The sequence below is a fragment of the Streptomyces sp. NPDC018019 genome (genome assembly GCF_044327805.1).
Lineage (GTDB): Bacteria > Actinomycetota > Actinomycetes > Streptomycetales > Streptomycetaceae > Streptomyces.
This window is the reverse complement of the sequence record NZ_JBIRGD010000021.1, coordinates 127,134-144,091: the sequence shown is the minus strand read 5'-3', so window position 1 is coordinate 144,091 and position 16,958 is coordinate 127,134. Positions and strand designations below refer to the sequence as shown.

At 68.6% G+C, this 16,958-nt stretch carries 13 protein-coding genes and 4 tRNA genes; 15 read left to right on the top strand and 2 right to left on the bottom strand.

What is annotated here, in order from left to right; genetic code table 11:
- The first annotated feature begins 471 nt into the window (after positions 1-471).
- The 9 genes from ACH4FX_RS30100 to ACH4FX_RS30060 all read left to right on the top strand — a co-directional run bounded on the left by ACH4FX_RS30100 (position 472) and on the right by ACH4FX_RS30060 (position 8,434).
- Positions 472-1,782, top strand: coding sequence for a DUF3631 domain-containing protein (locus tag ACH4FX_RS30100; RefSeq protein WP_398346494.1), 1,311 nt, complete (start codon positions 472-474; stop codon positions 1,780-1,782).
- 289 nt (positions 1,783-2,071) lie between these two features.
- Positions 2,072-2,323 carry a hypothetical protein gene (locus tag ACH4FX_RS30095; RefSeq protein ID WP_398346495.1) on the top strand — a complete coding sequence of 84 codons (252 nt, stop codon included), beginning with the start codon at positions 2,072-2,074 and terminating at the stop codon, positions 2,321-2,323.
- Between the two features lie 73 nt (positions 2,324-2,396).
- Positions 2,397-3,257, top strand: a complete 861-nt coding sequence (locus ACH4FX_RS30090) for a hypothetical protein (protein ID WP_398346496.1) — start codon at positions 2,397-2,399, stop codon at positions 3,255-3,257.
- A gap of 88 nt (positions 3,258-3,345) precedes the next feature.
- A complete protein-coding gene (locus ACH4FX_RS30085) occupies positions 3,346-3,600 on the top strand; it encodes a hypothetical protein (RefSeq protein WP_398484195.1) in 255 nt (84 codons plus the stop codon).
- 937 nt (positions 3,601-4,537) lie between these two features.
- The gene (locus tag ACH4FX_RS30080; RefSeq protein ID WP_398346498.1) at positions 4,538-5,707 is read left to right on the top strand and encodes a helix-turn-helix domain-containing protein; all 1,170 of its coding nucleotides are present in this window, start codon (positions 4,538-4,540) and stop codon (positions 5,705-5,707) included.
- A gap of 325 nt (positions 5,708-6,032) precedes the next feature.
- Positions 6,033-6,302 carry a hypothetical protein gene (locus ACH4FX_RS30075; protein WP_398346499.1) on the top strand — a complete coding sequence of 90 codons (270 nt, stop codon included), beginning with the start codon at positions 6,033-6,035 and terminating at the stop codon, positions 6,300-6,302.
- Entirely contained in the window at positions 6,299-6,598 is a 300-nt protein-coding gene (locus tag ACH4FX_RS30070; protein ID WP_398346500.1) for a hypothetical protein, read from the top strand. Before ACH4FX_RS30075 ends, ACH4FX_RS30070 begins: the two co-directional genes overlap by 4 nt.
- A 111-nt stretch (positions 6,599-6,709) precedes the next feature.
- Positions 6,710-7,618 (top strand): radical SAM protein, encoded by a 909-nt coding sequence (locus ACH4FX_RS30065; RefSeq protein WP_398346501.1) that lies wholly within the window; start codon positions 6,710-6,712, stop codon positions 7,616-7,618.
- A 465-nt stretch (positions 7,619-8,083) separates the two neighbouring features.
- A complete protein-coding gene (locus ACH4FX_RS30060) occupies positions 8,084-8,434 on the top strand; it encodes a metallopeptidase family protein (protein ID WP_398346502.1) in 351 nt (116 codons plus the stop codon).
- Positions 8,435-8,451: 17 nt separating this feature from the next.
- Here the strand turns inward: ACH4FX_RS30060 and ACH4FX_RS30055 are convergent, their stop codons facing one another.
- On the bottom strand, positions 8,452-8,790 hold the full coding sequence (locus ACH4FX_RS30055) for a metallopeptidase family protein (protein WP_398484193.1): 339 nt from the start codon (positions 8,788-8,790) through the stop codon (positions 8,452-8,454).
- A 141-nt stretch (positions 8,791-8,931) separates the two neighbouring features.
- Here ACH4FX_RS30055 and ACH4FX_RS30050 point away from each other — a divergent pair, with 141 nt between their 5' ends.
- The 4 genes from ACH4FX_RS30050 to ACH4FX_RS30035 all read left to right on the top strand — a co-directional run bounded on the left by ACH4FX_RS30050 (position 8,932) and on the right by ACH4FX_RS30035 (position 10,999).
- Positions 8,932-10,572 (top strand): metallophosphoesterase, encoded by a 1,641-nt coding sequence (locus ACH4FX_RS30050; RefSeq protein WP_398484191.1) that lies wholly within the window; start codon positions 8,932-8,934, stop codon positions 10,570-10,572.
- A gap of 150 nt (positions 10,573-10,722) precedes the next feature.
- Positions 10,723-10,795 (top strand) — tRNA-Glu (locus ACH4FX_RS30045).
- 48 nt (positions 10,796-10,843) lie between these two features.
- A tRNA-Asp gene (locus ACH4FX_RS30040) sits at positions 10,844-10,918 on the top strand.
- Between the two features lie 4 nt (positions 10,919-10,922).
- Positions 10,923-10,999: transfer RNA gene (locus tag ACH4FX_RS30035), tRNA-Phe, on the top strand.
- 180 nt (positions 11,000-11,179) lie between these two features.
- On the opposite strand, the gene ACH4FX_RS30030 is transcribed toward ACH4FX_RS30035, so the two are convergent.
- On the bottom strand, positions 11,180-12,277 hold the full coding sequence (locus ACH4FX_RS30030) for an ABC transporter permease (RefSeq protein WP_398484189.1): 1,098 nt from the start codon (positions 12,275-12,277) through the stop codon (positions 11,180-11,182).
- Positions 12,278-12,615: 338 nt separating this feature from the next.
- Between ACH4FX_RS30030 and hrpA the strand changes: the two genes are divergently transcribed.
- Together hrpA and ACH4FX_RS30020 are read left to right on the top strand one after the other, a co-directional pair.
- Entirely contained in the window at positions 12,616-16,692 is a 4,077-nt protein-coding gene (gene hrpA / locus ACH4FX_RS30025; RefSeq protein WP_398484188.1) for an ATP-dependent RNA helicase HrpA, read from the top strand.
- 111 nt (positions 16,693-16,803) lie between these two features.
- Positions 16,804-16,878: transfer RNA gene (locus ACH4FX_RS30020), tRNA-Asp, on the top strand.
- The last annotated feature ends 80 nt before the right edge of the window (positions 16,879-16,958 follow it).

Below are 16,958 nucleotides of genomic sequence, written 5' to 3'. Positions count from 1 at the left end.
GTCCCGCTGTCCCGTCCTGTCCCGCCCCGCGCGGCGGTTGCGTGGCTGTCACGGTCCCCGGTAGATGCGCACAGCGGCGGCACACCCTTTGGGCGCCCGGTTGTCACGGGCCCCGGTGGATGCCACCACGAGGCCCAAGGCGTAACGGGTCTCTGTGAATGACGCTAGCGCGCGGTACGCACCGTGAGCTGAATGAGAGGAACCCGGCATGTGCCACACCGAAGAACTACCCGACGCGCCCGCGCGTCCGGTAGAGCCACAGGCTCCCGGCGACCCGTGGACGTATCGGGTCGAGTGCCCCTACTGCCCCCGCATCCATATTCACGGTGCCGGGCGGTCCGCCACAGACGCAAGTACCCATTACGGCCCCCGTGGCGCTCACTGTACGGACATCGTGCTGCGGGGCAGGCGCGTGTTCGACGCCACTCCGTACCGGGGCCGTTCTTACCGCCTTGTTCCGGCGGTGGACGCATGACGGACATCATCGAGATTGATGGGTGGACTTTCCAGGCGGACAAGCTGGCAGAGACAGAAGCAAAGGCAGAACCACCGATCCCGACCGGTGCGGAAGCATTGGCGGACATTGAGGCGGCGCTACGGCGGTTCATATGGTTCCCCAGTCCGCACCATTTCACGGTGGCGGTTCTGTGGACGGCCTACACACACCTGCTGACGCAGTGCCCCGGACTTCCCATTGCACCACGACTCGGCATCTTTTCCGGCGCTCCCGGGTCCGGTAAGACACGCGCTCTGGAGATCCTTTCCAAGCTGGTCGCCAATGGCCAGGACGTGGGTTCGATGTCGTCGGCGGCCATGCTGCGACTCATTGCGGCGGCGGAAGAGTCGGGAGAACTGGGCGCCTTCCCCATCGTGCTCTTCCCTGATGAGCTGGATCGGACCTACTCCGCCAATTCAGCCGGTAGCCAGGATGACCTAACCATCATCCTTAACGCCGGATACAAGCGCGGCGCGGTGGTACACCGTGCACACAAGGACAAGCAAACGGAAGTGATCCGGTACTCGTGTTTCGCCCCGGTGGCGTTCGCCGGACTGGCGACGGCTCGTCTTCCTGACGCCCTCCTGACGCGCACGTTCGTTATTCACACCACGCGCGCTCGCCGGGAGGAACGGCCGGAGTCGTATTTCCCGTTGGCGCATGATGATGAACTGGCCGAAGTTCGAGAAAGCGTGGCCCGGTGGGCCAAGGACACGGCCCACAGGTTCACCAAAAAGGAAAAGCTGTTGGCTGAACTCCTGGCTTCGGAAGTCAGGGACAAGGTGGACGGTCGCGACCATGAGATCTGGTCGTGTCTGTGGGCCGTTGCGGCTACCGCCGGAGATTACTGGCAGGAACGCTGCATGGCGGCGCTAGATGCGGCCCAAGAGGAATCACGCGACGGGAGCGCCACAGGCTCCGCCTCCATGCGTCTCCTGGCGGCGCTACAAACCCATTTCAGGGACTTGGAGCGCCGGGGCAGGCTCACAGCCAGCATCAGCCGTAATGACGCCTGTACGGCCGCACTGGACCTCGACCCCTTGGCGTTCTCCCGGTTCGACGGACGAGAGGAATTGCGGCCGGAGGACGTGGGGCGCCTACTGCGGGAACACGGATTGAAATCCGTCCGCGTCCGGAGTGGCAGCGAACGGACATATGGCTGGCGTTGGGAAGACCTCCGCGACGCGTGGGAACGCGTTCTGCCTCCCCTGGACGACAACGAACCGGAGGAGCCGGAATCCGAGTCGGCGCCCCCGGCGACCGACATTTTCAACCAGGCCCGATAGCTCCGCGCGGGGCGGGACAGGATGGGACAACGGGACACTCAGGAAAGGCAGCAGCATTGCGCTGGCGGAAATATGCAATAGCCCGGCCGGCCGCCCCATTCCGGGGGCGATGTATCCGCGCCATCCCCCTGGTGTCACGCCCCCCCAGTTAACCCTCACGTAGAAATCCCTAGGCGTCTCTAGGGCTTGCCTCATCCGGCGGCGACCGGGCACCAACCGGCCCACCACCCTTGCGTCCCGGAACTCCGGGGCACGGGGTTTTCATATGCCCAAATCCCATGGAGATCACGTGATCCTCAACCGCATTCGCCTTTCACGGCGGATCATCGCTGCTCTTGGCGATGCGCATGAGCTGGCAAACCGCACAGATTCCGGCGACCTCGCCGCCAAGTTCTCCGCCTTGCAGGGCGAAGCCTGCCGGGACCTTGGTGACGTTGTGTGCAACGCCTACAACAACGGCGGAATAGCCGAACCCGATGCCCGCTCCGCCCTCCGGCCCATCTACTCAACGCGGCATGAGGATCAGCAAACAAATTCCTAAGCATCTCGCCCCGGGCAAGCACCTGAGCCGGAAACCAATCTCAACTCATCTGGAGAAATGAATCATGAGGAAAATGGACGAGCTGGATCGTAAGTCCGGCCATCTGCATGGCCGCCTCTACAATCACCTGACGGTTCGGGAACACCTCCCGGAAGCGCCGGAACGGGTGCACTCTGCCTGGGCCAAGGTCACGGAACTGCACGACCAGGCATCGGACGCCCTGGACAACTGGCAGCGGGCGGGGCACGAGGGAGAAGAGGCGGAAAAGCGCCGACTGGCGGAGCACCATGCCTACCTCTCAGGCGAGGGACCGAAGCCCAAGGGTGCATACAAGCGCATGGACATTGAGGCGCGGCGCGCGGACGCACTTTTGGAGTGCGAAGCTCGCGTGAAACTGGTCGAAAGCGCACGGCATGAATACCGCCAGCTCCTCAAGGAAACCGGTGTCATTGAGGAGACCCGGGAACGTCTGCTGACCAAGTTCGACGGCCTCCAGGCCAAGGCGCTGGAGGCCGTCACGGCGGCCGAGACCGCGTTCAACACCTGGATTCGAGTGAGTAACAGCCTGGGTCAGGTCACCGCAGACCTGGGCCTGGGAGGCGGTCCGAAGGGGCACGCCCCGTCTATCGATAAGGAGCGACTGGGCTGGTTCTACGAGGCGCATGAGACATGGGCCAAGCTGTACCGCGTCCTGGGCACCAACGACCCTGTGGCATCCGGCCGTTGGGCGACCATGAGCCGTGAGGAACTGCTGGCGGACCCTCCGGTGTGGCAGCGGGAAATCCTGGCCCGCAACCACCCGCGCAGCCAGGACCGGGCCAGGCTCCGACGAATTGAACTGAAGGAGCGGGCGGAGGGTCGCCTGATCAGCGCTCTGGAGGTACCGGCGGATATGTCCCCGGCGGAGGCCAAGGATCTGCTTCCCGGCGCCTGACACACCTTCTGGCGGGGGTCTGGCATACCTGGGCCCCCGCCTTCCGCACGCGGCTCCGCGGGGCCGCTGAGACGCCGCGGAGGCGCACATGAACTTTGCCACCTGGCTCACGGGCCAGACTCACCGCAGCGACGCCACAGGCCGTGTGGCTCTGGCGCTGACCAATCACCTAGCAACGGGGTGGACGCCGCACTCCGGCAGCGTGGATGAGATCCGCACGCTAGCCCCCGCCCTGGGCCTGGAGGCGGCGGACGTGGACGTGGCGGACGCCCGCTACCGCGTCGGCCACATGGCTGACCTGTTCCAAGAGGAACGACACGAACTGACCGGGAGCCGAAGGTGATCTGCTCCCCACAGAGGTGGGGCATGCCCCCTCCGCCCCGGCCAGCGCACCGAAGCGTGATGGCTTCCAGTGCCGGGGAGTCCTGCGGGACACGGGGGCGCGGTGCACGGCACCGGCCACGGAGGTGGACCACATCGTTCCGGGCGATGACCACGACGTGGCGAACCTTCAGGCTCTGTGCCGTTGGCATCACGCGCGGAAGTCCAGCGCGGAGGGCGCGGCGGCCAGGGCGCGGCGTCCGTTGCGGAGGCGGCCGGAGCAGCCGCACCCTGGGGAGCTGTAGCGTGTTAGTCGTCCTGGGACTCGTCGGCTACGTCCTGCTGCTCGCGAACTTCTTCTTCCCACCTCCGGCGAGCTGCTCCACCTTCCTCGGCAGCCCGAACGTTCCGGACACCACTGTCAGTCTCCCGGATGTTGACGCCCGGCGCTCGGCTGGTCTCTTCGGAGTTCTCAGGTTCCTTCGGGTTCTCTGGCATGAGGATCTCTTTCTGTCGGTTGGCGTATGTCACCACAGGTTGGGGCGCATCTATACGACTGGTATGCGGAAGTAGTCCGAATGGGTGTTGGTGAAGTGATCCGGCTGGGGGTGTCCCCCCTCCGGCCGGGACGGAAGACCGAAGCGTGATAGCGGGCCGCTGGCTGTACGGGTTCCAAGGTCCGCCAAAGACCGCCGACCACGCACCAACTGGCCTGTGACCAGTGGGTACGTCGGATCGGCGGCTTCCCGTAAGGGCCCGTAACCGGGGTTTCGGCGCTCCGAGTCCCTTCGATCCGAAGGCTTGCCCCCGGCCGGCGTGAGGTGCCCGGACGGCCGGACGCCTTGGCGTTACTGGGCTCCCGCTCCCCTTCGTTTCCATGGCCCCGCGCCTGCCCTTCGCTGGGCAGGTGCGGGGCCTTTCCCGTGTCCTGGGCGGGGTCCGCGTCGTACGCTCGGAGCATGAGCACTGCGGGGCAGAGGGTAAAAGAAGTCCGCAAGCGTCGCGGGCTGTCACAGCGTGAGTTAGCGGACGCGTCGGGAGTCTCCCTCTCGGCCATCCGGAAACTCGAACAGGGCGAGCGGGAGACGGCCCGTCTGGAGACACTGCGCAAGCTCGCACACGCGCTGAGGGTGCCGACGATGCGCCTGGCCGGTGAACCGAACCCGGAGGATGCCAGTGCGGACACAGTGGATCGTTGGGCGGCCGTTCGGGATGCCCTGGAGCGTCCCCCCGTCGCCCCAGGGCTGGACGACGAGCCGCCGACGGTCAGCGGGGTACGTGGCGCCCTGAAGGATTCGGCGCCCCTGTTCTCCGGCGATCAGTACACGGCACTATCGGTGCTGCTGCCGCCCCTGCTGCGGGACGCTGACGCGCTGGGCTCAGAGGGCCGTGCGGTCCGGGTACGGCTATTGCAGCTCGCTGGGTGGCTCATGGTCCAGACCCGCCAGTTCAAAGCCGCCGAGACGGCGCTAGACCGCGCCCTCGACGACTCGGCGGATCGCATGGAGGGTGCGGCCACGGTCAACACGCTGTGCTGGTTGCTGCTACGTCAGGGCGAGTTGGGCAAGGCGTATGACCTGGCCGTGAAGTGGGCCGACGAGACCGAGCCCCGGATGTCCCGGGCGACCCCGGCGGAGCTGAGTACGTGGGGCTGGATGCTGCTACGCGTGTCCGCTGCGGCCGTGCGGAACTCGCAGCCTGGCGACGCCGAGGACGCGTTGAAGTTCGCCACAGCGGCAGCCGTGGCGCTGGGGCGTGAGCACGCCCCGAATAATGACTTCCTTCGCACGTTCGGGCCGACCACGGTCAAGCTCAAGGCCGCCGAGAACGCCAGCGTGACCGACCGGCCTGACATGGTGCTCCGTATCGCCGAACGCGTGCCCGTCTTCAGCCTCAAGCCCACGTCTAACAACCGAAACCGCCACTTGCTGGACGTGGCCGACGCGTACGCCAAGACCGGCGACTATGCAGAGGCGTTCGGCAAGCTGGAACAGATCCGCTCCGACAGCCCGGAATGGCTACCGAACCAGCGCTATGCCCGTGACATCCTCGGCCGGGTGATCCGGGGGCGGCGGACGTTGACGACGGACATGCGGGCCATGGCTGACGTCGTGGGGCTGCCGCTCTAAAGGCTTGTGGTACTTCCCGCTGGCGGGTCTCCAAAGTGCCACAGACAACTGAGAGTTGCCGTTCCTAGCGTGGAATGTCATCGGACCACGCGAGGGGACGGCGATGCATCATGGCCCACGACTGGACCCCCACCACGGGCACATACGCGGTGGACACAACGAACGATCGGATCGGCGAGGTACGCAGACTCCTCGAAGGGTCCGCGTACCTCGTTCCTCCGGGTGGCGGTGCGGAGTGGGCAGTCCGGCCGGACCAGTTACGCAAGCCCACCGACGAGGAGCACGCGCGGGCGAGGGTCTGGACTCGCCCCGTCGGGAGCTGGTCGTGAGCCGGGCCTACTTCGCGCCGCGACGCAGCTACTCGGAACCGTTGGTGGAACTGCCGTTGCCGGACCTATGGCCCGTGCCGGTGGAAGGCTGCCCGGTATGCGCGCACGCTGCGAGCTGGCGGACGGCGTACGAGACGGGCAACGGCGCGCCCAACGGCTACGTGGACCGGTCGGCGGCAGCCGATTGCAACGTGGAGATCCGCAACCACCCCCACGAGCGGCGCATGGTGGCGTTGCCGATCGGTCCCCCGGTGGTGCGGCCGTGAGCACCCGCAGCGTGATCCGCGCCGTGAAGCACGCCATCGGCACACATCCGCAAAGCGAGGTCACCGTGACGGCGCAGTGCCTGAGCGGCGGATGTTCGTGGACGCTGGCGGCGACCACCGACCTGAAGGCGGCCGACCTGGCGATGATGGCGCACACAGGCCGCGCGGGGCACCCGACGTTCGCCCGTACCTACGAGGACGTGGCGCTCGTGCGCCGTCTGGAGCTGAACGAGGGACGGGCGGCGATCCCGCCGCTTCCGTCCGAAGGGCCGCAACAGGAACGCACGGCCCGCTAGCCCCCGCCCCTCTCGCGGTGGCCTGACGGCGCGCAACACCGTGTTCCCCCACGCCGCGCAACCCGCTTGAGGGGCGGGCAATCTCTCATCCACAGTCGCAAGGAGGCGGCGATGAGCCCTGCCCGGAACCGACTGAAATTCGCATGGCTGGAGGTCACGGGATTCTGCAACGAGTTCTGTGATCACTGCTACGCGGACTCGTCCCCGAAGGGGACGCACGGCACGATGACCCTCCAGGACTGGAAACGCACCATTGACCAGCTCGCGGCCCTGGGCGCGCTGGACGTGCAGTTCATCGGCGGAGAACCGACGCTCTATCCGCACCTGTCGAGCCTGATCCGGCACGCCCACGGGGCGGGCCTGTCCGTGGAAGTCTTCTCCAACCTCGCCCACGTTCGCGATCACCTGTGGGCGACCTTCACGGACTGCGGGGTCAAGCTCGCCGCGTCGTACTACTCCGACACGCCGGACGACCACGACAAGGTGACCAACCTCCGGGGATCACACCGCCGGACCCGAAGGAACATCCAAAAGGCGCTCAGCCTCGGTATCCCAGTGCGCGGTGGCGTGGTCGCTGTCCGCCAGGAGCAGCGCGTCCAGGAAGCGGCCAAGGACCTTATGAACCTTGGCGTGGGCACGGTCGGAGGTGACCGGGCCCGGGCGTTCGGACGGGCCAGCCGAGGGGCCGCACCGACGATCGCCGACCTGTGCGGGCACTGCGGTCACGAGAAGTGCGCTATCAGTCCGACCGGTGATGTGTGGCCGTGCGTGCTGGGCCGGTTCCTGACCATGGGCAACGTGCGGGAAACGCCACTCGCCGACATCTGGGGCGGCGCACGGATGGCCGCCGTAACGGCCGGCATTACCGCCGTACACGGCGAGGGGGCACAGTCCTGTACACCCCCGCAGTTCCTGCCCATGTGCGGCCCGTGCACGCCCTGCGTCCCCTCTGTGGGGCACTGCGATCCGCAGGAGGCAGACGCGGCGGCGAAGGCCGCTACGATCGCCGCACCCGCGTAACTCAGAGGACCGCAGGAGCGCACGTATGGATGATCACGGAGACGACTTCGGCCGGTGGTTTCAGGAAGGACAGACGGGCGCTCATCGGTCCGAGGACCAGTGGCTGACGATCGCCCGGTGCGTGCGACACGCGGCGAACAAGGTAAGTCCGGCCCTCCCGCTCTGTCTGCCAGGTGAGCCCCAGGAGTGCGGCCGAAGTGCGCAACAGCACGTGCTGGCGTGGGCGGCATACCTCAAGGCGGCGGCCCACCACCTCATCGAGGAGGCGGCGCCGTCTGAGGCGCGAGCAGCGCACGTCGCGGGCCCTCTGTACCAGCGGCAGCTAGCCCAGCTCCGGGCCCAGGGCGCTCCCGTACACGCCCAGTCGTAACCCGGGCCCCGGCCCCGCCCGTGCGCTCCCTCGTGGCGTGCGGGCGGGGTCCTGTGCTCCTCCCAGCGTCCTCCAGACCAAGCGACAATGGCTGTGTGCTGGAAATGACGCGAGAGACGTTCGAAGAGTTGGTGTCCGACGCGCTGGACACCATCCCGCCGGAGCTGACACGGGTCATGGACAACGTGGCCGTTTTCGTGGAGGACGAGCCTCCAGCCGAGGCCCCCGACCTCCTGGGGCTGTACGAGGGCACGCCGCTGACCGACCGGGGTGAGTGGTACGCGGGTGTACTGCCTGACCGGATCACGATTTACATGGGGCCTACTCTCCGCATGTGCGGGGACCGGGATGAAGTGGTTCACGAGGTGGCCACGACGGTCGTTCACGAGGTGGCGCACCACTTCGGCATCGATGACGAACGGCTCCACGCACTGGGCTGGGGCTAGCTGCAAACCTTGCGGCATCACCCGATCAGGCGAAGATCACCCAGAGAGGTGTACGACGGGGTATCGTGCACGACGGTCACTTCCGTCTCCGCCACCACGTCCTCCCGCGTCTCGCACATCCGCAGGGTCGGATTGCGGTAGACGGTGATCCGGTCGGGCAGTACGCCCGCGTACCACTCGCCGCGGTCGGTCAGCGGCGTGCCCTCGTACAGCCCCAGGAGGTCGGGGTCCCCGGCCGGTGGTTCGTCCTCGACGAACACCGCCACGTTGTCCATCAGCCGTGTCAGCTCCGGCGGGATCCGGTCCAGCGCCTCGGCCACCAGTTCCTCGAACTCCTCGCGCGTCATCTCCAGCACACCACCCATTGTCCGCCACGCTCCCGCACGGCAGCGGTACCGCGCGGAGGCGCACCCGGGCCCGCGGTGCGGCCGTTCCCGGCACCGGTCACGGGCCGCTTCCCGGGCATAACGGGCGCGGCGCCCGGGAATACGCGCCCAATGGCCCGTGTCGCGCCCTCCGGGGAGACGCCCCCCGGCTCTCCCGTACTCCGGCTGCTCCGTGCCTCGCTCGCCCGGGTACGGGGCCTGCCCGCCGCCGCTCTCCGCGACTACCGCTCCCACCACTCCGCCCCCACCAGCACCCTCACCCACACCCCGCACCCGTACGCCCGCGCCCTCGGCCTGATCGCCGTCACCCTCCTCGGCGCCTGGCTGGGCCTGCTGATCGTCGGCAGCATCCACGCACCGGTCGGACCGGTGGACACGAACATGACACTGCGCCCGTCCCTCTCCGGCGGCACGAAGATCAACGTCTCACCGCTGGGCGCCCTGGAGCTGCGCAGCCACTACGCGCCCATACGCCTCGATGTCGATGTCGACCGGCTGGATCCCGTACGGTCCCAGGCCCTGGTCGACCACCCGGAACGTTTCGCCGGCCTCCAGCAGCAGGTCACCCGCGACGTCCTCGACGGAACCGGCACCCTCGCCTTCCGCTCCTGTGTCGCAGTGGTCTCCGGCGCCACCGCGCTGGGCCTGGCCGTATACCGCAGACCGCGCCGCGCGCTGGCCGCCGGCGGGCTGGCGCTCGCCCTGCTGGCCGCGTCGGGCGCCACCGCGTACGCCACCTGGAACCCCAAGTCCGTCCTGGAGCCGAAGTTCTCCGGACTGCTGTCCTCGGCCCCCTCGGTGGTCGGCAACGCCCGCAACATCGTCAGCGAATTCAACGTGTACCAGCGGGAGTTGGCGCGCCTGGTGACGAACGTCACCAAACTGTACGAAGCCACCTCGACCCTGCCCGCGTACACCCCCGACCCCACCACCATCCGCGTGCTGCACGTCTCCGACATCCACCTGAACCCGGCGGCCTGGCAGATCGTCAAGTCGCTGGTGAAGCAGTACAAGATCGACGTGATCATCGACACCGGCGACACCATGGACCACGGCTCGTCCGCCGAGAACGCCTTCCTGGACCCGGTCGCCACGCTCGGCGCCCCGTACGTGTGGGTGCGCGGCAACCACGACTCCGCCACCACGCAGCAGTACCTCGCGACCCGCAGGAACGCGACGGTCCTCGACGGCGGCCGGGCCGTCAGCATCGGCGGGCTGCGCATCGCGGGCGTCGGCGACCCGCAGTTCACACCGGACCGCTCGGTCGTCCCGGAGGGGGACTTCTCCGAGCGCACGGCGGGCGGCAAGCTGGCCGACTCGCTCCGTACGCAGCGGCTCAGGGGCACCCCCGTGGACATCGCGCTGGCCCACAACCCGGTCGCGGCGGCCGAGACGGACGGCCTGGTTCCGCTGGCCCTGGCCGGTCACGTCCACCACCGTGAGAACAGCGTGCTCCCCCGGGGCACCCAGCTGATGGTCGAGGGGTCCACGGGCGGCGGCGGGCTGCGCGCGGTCCAGGGCAAGAAGCCCGCGCCGGTACAGGCGTCCGTCCTCTACCTGGACCGTGAGACCCGGCGCCTCCAGGCGTGGGACGAGATCACGCTCGGCGGGCTCGGCCTGTCGAAGGCCGAGGTCAGCCGCCATCTGCCGAAGGAGAACCGGCCCGGGACCACACCATCGCCGAGCACCGGCTCCCCCGGCACACGCTCCCCGGCCACCCCGCCCGGCACGCCGTCACCCAGTCCCTCCTAGGCCCCACGGGCGAACGGGACACCCGTCCGGCCCACCCGTCGCGGCCCCCGCCGCCGGGCTCGAACAAACCGTTTTGGCGAACGGTCCCTGCATCCCATATGCTTCTCACGTCCCCGACGGCGCCCCACAAGGCACCAAGGCGGGCCATCAGCCCTCATCGTCTAGTGGCCCAGGACGCCGCCCTTTCAAGGCGGTAGCACGGGTTCGAATCCCGTTGGGGGCACGCATTACCGTGTGCGAGACTAGGTTCACCTGGTTTCGCACCACGCAAGGTCCTGTGGAGCAGTTTGGAGTGCTCGCCACCCTGTCAAGGTGGAGGCCGCGGGTTCAAATCCCGTCAGGACCGCTGTGGCTGGGTAGCTCAGTTGGTACGAGCGATCGCCTGAAAAGCGATAGGTCGCCGGTTCGACCCCGGCCCCAGCCACCAGCAGTGGGAAGAGGCCCCGATCTTCGGATCGGGGCCTTTTTCGATGTCTGGCGGCCTGTACTCCGGGAGAGAACCGCGGCGGCCCGCGCTCTGGGACGAGGCGCCGCATCCGTACTCGGGTCCGCGAAGGGGGCGGCCATCCCGTAGGACGGTCGCCCCGTACGCGGACCGGTCCGCGCGTCAGGCCCCCGGCGCCGCCGCCCTGTGGACGCCCGAGGCCAGGGCGCCCACCTCGCGCCCGCCCGGGTGCCGGTGCCGCCAGGTCCAGAAGACCGCGCACGAGACCAGCGCCCAGCCCGCCAGCACCAGGAACGGGAAGGCGTGCTGGGAGCCGCTGAAGTAGACGGCCGTGTGCTGCGCGTTGACCGAGGCGCCCGGCGGCAGCCAGCGGCCGATGTGCCCGAGGACGGACGGCAGCAGCGGCCAGGAGACCGCGCCGCCCGAGGACGGGTTGCCCAGCAGCACCATCAGGCCCCACGTCGGGATCATCGCCCAGCGCCCGATCAACGTGTTGAACATCGTGAAGACCATGCCGGACGTGAACATCGTCAGCGCCAGGATCAGCCAGGACTCCACGAAGGACAGATCCAGCGCGCCCAGCAGCCAGTCCACGACCGCGGCGATGGCGAAGGCGCCCAGCAGCGCGTACAGCACGGTGAAGGCGATCCGTTCGAGTGGATTGAGCCCGCGCGCGTGCACACTCAGCTGGATCGCTCCGACGAAGCCGATGATCACCGCGGCGAGCGAGATGTAGAAGAGGGCGAGCCCGCGCGGGTCGCCCTCCTGGAGCGGCTTGAGGTCCCGGACCTCGACCGGTACACCGACCGCCTGCCCGACCTTGGGGCCCGCCTGTTCGAGCACCTGCGCGACCTGGGCTCCGGCCGCCCCGGCCACGTCCAGTTCCATGCTCCGCTCCCGCACCCGCAGGATCGCGAAGACCTCCTGCTCCTCGATGCCCTCCTTGGCCACGGCATACGAGGCGTACTCATGGAGCTGGAGGGAGGCGTTCAGGGCCTTCTCCATGCCGCCGACGAACGCCTTGCCGTGCGGGGAGTCCGCCGGGCCGACCACGGCGGTCGGGATGTGCCGCGGGGTCGGGTTGGCCATGGTGTACGTGTACGAGCCCGCGAAGAAGCCGGCGGCGACGGCGAGGATGAGGACCAGCACGGTGGCGGGCAGGAACGGCGATTTCTTGAACGCGGCCCATCTCTCGGCCGTGGTCGGGGGCCGTCCGTGCGCGCCGTGCGGCTGGGGGTGGTCGCCGTGCTGATCATCCATGGGACCACGCTAAAGCACCTATCCCGGACATTCCCCTGCTGGTCGGCTCACTGTGGGAGGCGGCGGGCGGGGGCCGGTGGGCGTGTCCGGGCGGGGCCCGGCGGGCAGGTGCCGGCGGGAAGGACCTGGCGGGAGGCCGGTGGGCAGGTCCCGGCGGGAGCCCGGTGGGCAGGTGCCGGCGGGAAGGACCTGGCGGGAGGCCGGACCGGCAGGGCCGCCGGGAACGCCGAGGGTGTTCCCCTGACGCCCCCGCCCACCCCATTCACCCGGCCACCCCGCCCGCCCCGGCCGCAATTCGTTCGCCACCGTATTCGCGGAGGTGAGATCCTGGGTTGCGTATGTCCAGTCAGCCTGCCTCCGCCCGGCCCGACGGTGCCGCCTCCACCCTGCCCGCTCTCCTGGAGCGGCTGCCCGAGCTGATGCTGCGCGACCAGCAGCGGCTGGGGCGCCGGCTCGACGGCGCGCGCCGGATCCGCAAGCCCGAGGCCCGCGCGGCCGTGCTCGCCGAGATCGCCGCCGGGATCGAGGAGGCGGAGCTGCGCGTCGAGCAGCGCCGCGCCGCGGTGCCCGCGATCACGTATCCGGAGCAGCTGCCGGTCAGCCAGAAGAAGGACGAGATCCTCGAAGCGATCCGCGACCACCAGGTCGTGATCGTCGCGGGTGAGACCGGCTCCGGCAAGACCACCCAGATCCCCAAGATCTGTCTGGAGCTGGGCCGCGGCGTACGGGGCCTGATCGGGCACACCCAGCCGCGCCGGATCGCGGCCCGTACGGTCGCCGAGCGGGTCGCCGAGGAGCTGAACACGCCGCTGGGCGAGGCGGTCGGCTGGAAGGTCCGCTTCACCGACCAGGTCGGCCCGGACACCCTCGTGAAGCTGATGACCGACGGCATCCTGCTCGCGGAGATCCAGACCGACCGGGAGCTGCGCCAGTACGACACGATCATCATCGACGAGGCCCACGAGCGCAGCCTCAACATCGACTTCATCCTCGGGTACCTGGCGCAGCTGCTGCCCCGGCGACCGGACCTGAAGGTGGTCATCACCTCCGCGACCATCGACCCGGAGCGCTTCGCCCGGCACTTCGGCTCCTTCGCCACCGTGCCGGCACAGGACGGGCGGGCGCGGGAGGACGCCCCGGACGCCGCGCCCAGCGCGCCGGTCATCGAGGTCTCCGGCCGTACGTACCCGGTCGAGGTCCGCTACCGCCCACTGCTGGAGGAGGGCGGCACCGACAGCGACCGGGACCAGATCACCGCGATCTGCGACGCGGTCGACGAACTGCGGGCCGAGGGGCCCGGCGACATCCTGGTCTTCCTCTCCGGCGAGCGCGAGATCCGCGACACCGCGGACGCGCTCAACAAGAAGAACCTGCCGCAGACCGAGGTGCTGCCGCTGTACGCGCGCCTGTCGCACGCCGAGCAGCACCGCGTCTTCCAGCGGCACACCGGCCGCAGGATCGTTCTCGCGACCAACGTCGCGGAGACCTCGCTGACCGTGCCGGGCATCCGGTACGTGATCGACCCCGGCATGGCCCGGATCTCCCGCTACAGCTACCGCACCAAGGTCCAGCGGCTGCCGATCGAGCCCGTCTCGCAGGCCAGCGCCAACCAGCGCAAGGGCCGCTGCGGCCGGACCAGCGACGGCATCTGCATCCGGCTGTACTCGGAGGAGGACTTCCTCGCCCGTCCGGAGTTCACGGACGCCGAGATCCTGCGTACGAACCTGGCCTCCGTCATTCTCCAGATGACCGCGGCCGGCCTCGGCGACATCGAGAAGTTCCCGTTCATCGACCCGCCGGACCGCCGCAACATCAAGGACGGCGTCGACCTGCTGAACGAGCTGGGCGCGCTCGACCCGCAGCAGAAGGACCCCAAGAAGCGGCTCACCCAGATGGGGCGCAAGCTCGCCCAGCTGCCGGTGGACCCGCGGCTGGCCCGGATGGTGCTGGAGGCCGACCGCAACGGCTGCGTACGCGAAGTCATGGTGATCGCGGCGGCGCTGTCCATCCAGGACCCGCGCGAGCGCCCCGCCGACAAACAGCAGCAGGCCGACCAACAGCACGCCCGCTTCAAGGACGAGACCAGCGACTTCCTGGCGTACCTGAACCTGTGGCGGTACGTCCGCGAACAGCAGAAGGCGCTGTCGTCCTCGGCGTTCCGCCGGATGTGCCGCAACGAGTTCCTGAATTACCTGCGCATACGTGAGTGGCAGGACATCTACTCACAGCTGCGTACGGTCGCCAAGACGATGGGCGTCCACCTCAGCGAGCAGGACGCGGCGCCCGAGCACATCCACACTTCCCTCCTTTCCGGTTTGCTTTCGCACATCGGATTGAAGGACACGGACGCCAAGAACGAATATCTGGGCGCCCGCAGTGCGAAATTCGCGGTCTTCCCCGGCTCGGCGCTCTTCAAGAAGCCGCCGCGCTGGATCATGTCGGCGGAGCTGGTCGAGACGTCACGCCTGTGGGCGCGGGTGAACGCGAAGATCGAGCCCGAGTGGATCGAGCCGCTGGCCCAGCACCTGGTGAAGCGGACGTACAGCGAGCCGCACTGGGAACAGAAGATGGCCGCGGTGATGGCGTACGAGCGGGTGACGCTGTACGGCGTACCGATCGTCGCCCAGCGGAAGGTGAACTACGGGCGGATCGACCCGGAGACCTCCCGGGACCTGTTCATCCGCAACGCCCTGGTCGAGGGCGACTGGCGCACCCACCACCAGTTCTTCCACGACAACCGCAAACTGCTCGGCGAGGTCGAGGAGCTGGAGCACCGGGCGCGCCGTCGCGACATCCTCGTGGACGACGAGACGCTCTTCGACTTCTACGATCAGCGGCTGCCCGAACACGTCGTTTCCGGCGCGCACTTCGACTCGTGGTGGAAGAAGAAGCACCACGAGGAACCGGAGTTGCTCAACTTTGAGCACTCCATGCTCATCAACGAGTCCGCCGAAGCCGTCACCAAGGCCGATTACCCGGACTCCTGGCGGCAGGGGAAGCTGAAGTTCCGGGTCACGTACCAGTTCGAGCCGGGTGCGGACGCGGACGGTGTGACCGTCCACATCCCCCTCCAGGTGCTCAACCAGGTCTCCTCCGAAGGCTTCGACTGGCAGATCCCGGGCCTGCGCGAGCAGTTGGTGACCGAACTGATCCGTTCGCTGCCCAAACCGATCCGACGCAACTACGTGCCGGCACCGAACTTCGCCGCCCGCTTCCTGGACTCGGCGGTGCCCCTCCAGGGCTCGCTGACCTCGGCCCTGGCGGCCGGGCTCCAGCGGATGGTCGGCGTCCCGGTCGACCCGGCCGACTTCGACCTGACCAGGATCCCGGACCACCTGAAGATCACCTTCCGGGTGATCGACGAGCGGCGCCGCAAGCTGGCCGAGGCCAAGGACCTCGAAGCGCTGCGTCTGAAGCTCAAGCCGAAGACGCAGGCGGCCCTGAGCAAGGCGTTCGCGCAGGCCGCCGAGCGGCCCGCCAAGGACGGCGCGGCCGGCAGGGGCGGCGCGGCCGGGTCCGGCGCACCGGCCGGCCTGGAGCAGCGCAGCGGTCTGACGTCCTGGACGCTCGGCACGCTGCCGCGCACCTTCGAGACCCGGCGCGGCGGGCAGCCGCTGAAGGCGTACCCGGCGCTGGTGGACGAGGGCGCGAGCGTGGCCGTGCGCCTCTTCGACACCGAGGCGGAGCAGCAGACCGCGATGTGGGCCGGCACCCGCCGTTTGATCTTGTTGAATATTCCGAGCAACCCAGCCAAGTTCGCGCAGGGCAAGCTCACCAATCAACAGAAGCTGGCGTTGTCGGCCAACCCCCACGGCTCCATCCAGGCCCTCTTCGAGGACTGTGTGACCGCCGCCACGGACCGGCTGATCGCCGCCCACGGCGGACCGGCCTGGGACGAGGAGTCCTTCCGCAAGCTCTTCGACGCGGTGCGCGCCGACCTGGTGGACGCGACGATGCGGACGGTCCAGCAGACCCGGGAGGTACTGGCGGCCTGGCAGGCGTGTGAGCGCCGTCTCAAAGCCACCACCTTCCCCTCCCTGCTCCCGTCCCTCACCGACATCAAGGAGCAGCTGGCCGCGCTCATCAAGCCCGGGTTCGTGACCGCGCACGGCACCAAGCGCCTGCCGGACCTCATGCGCTACCTGGTCGCCGTGGACCGCCGCCTCCAGCAGCTCCCGAACAACGCCGAGCGGGACCGCTCCCGCATGGCCAAGGTCAAGGAGATGCAGGACGAGTACGCCTGGCTGCTGGAGCAGTTCCCCCAGGGGCGGCCGGTGCCCGCCGAGGCCCGGGAGATCCGCTGGATGATCGAGGAGCTGCGGGTGAGCTACTTCGCGCACGCGCTCGGTACGGCGTACCCGGTCTCCGACAAGCGGATCGTGAAGGCCGTGGACGCGGCGGCACCCAAGGCGTGACCGGTCCCGGCCCGCCCTCCGTGACGGGCGACCGGGACCGAGTTCGACCGCACCCCCTGACCTGCTGTAGAGTCTTGCTTCGCAGCACCGCGCAAGCGGAAGCCGCACCAAGGTCCTGTGGAGCAGTTTGGAGTGCTCGCCACCCTGTCAAGGTGGAGGCCGCGGGTTCAAATCCCGTCAGGACCGCATTCGATCGGCCCGCATCTCCCGAGATGCGGGCCGATCAGCGTTGCGGCGCGAGTGTCCGGCCCGTATCCCTCCCGGGA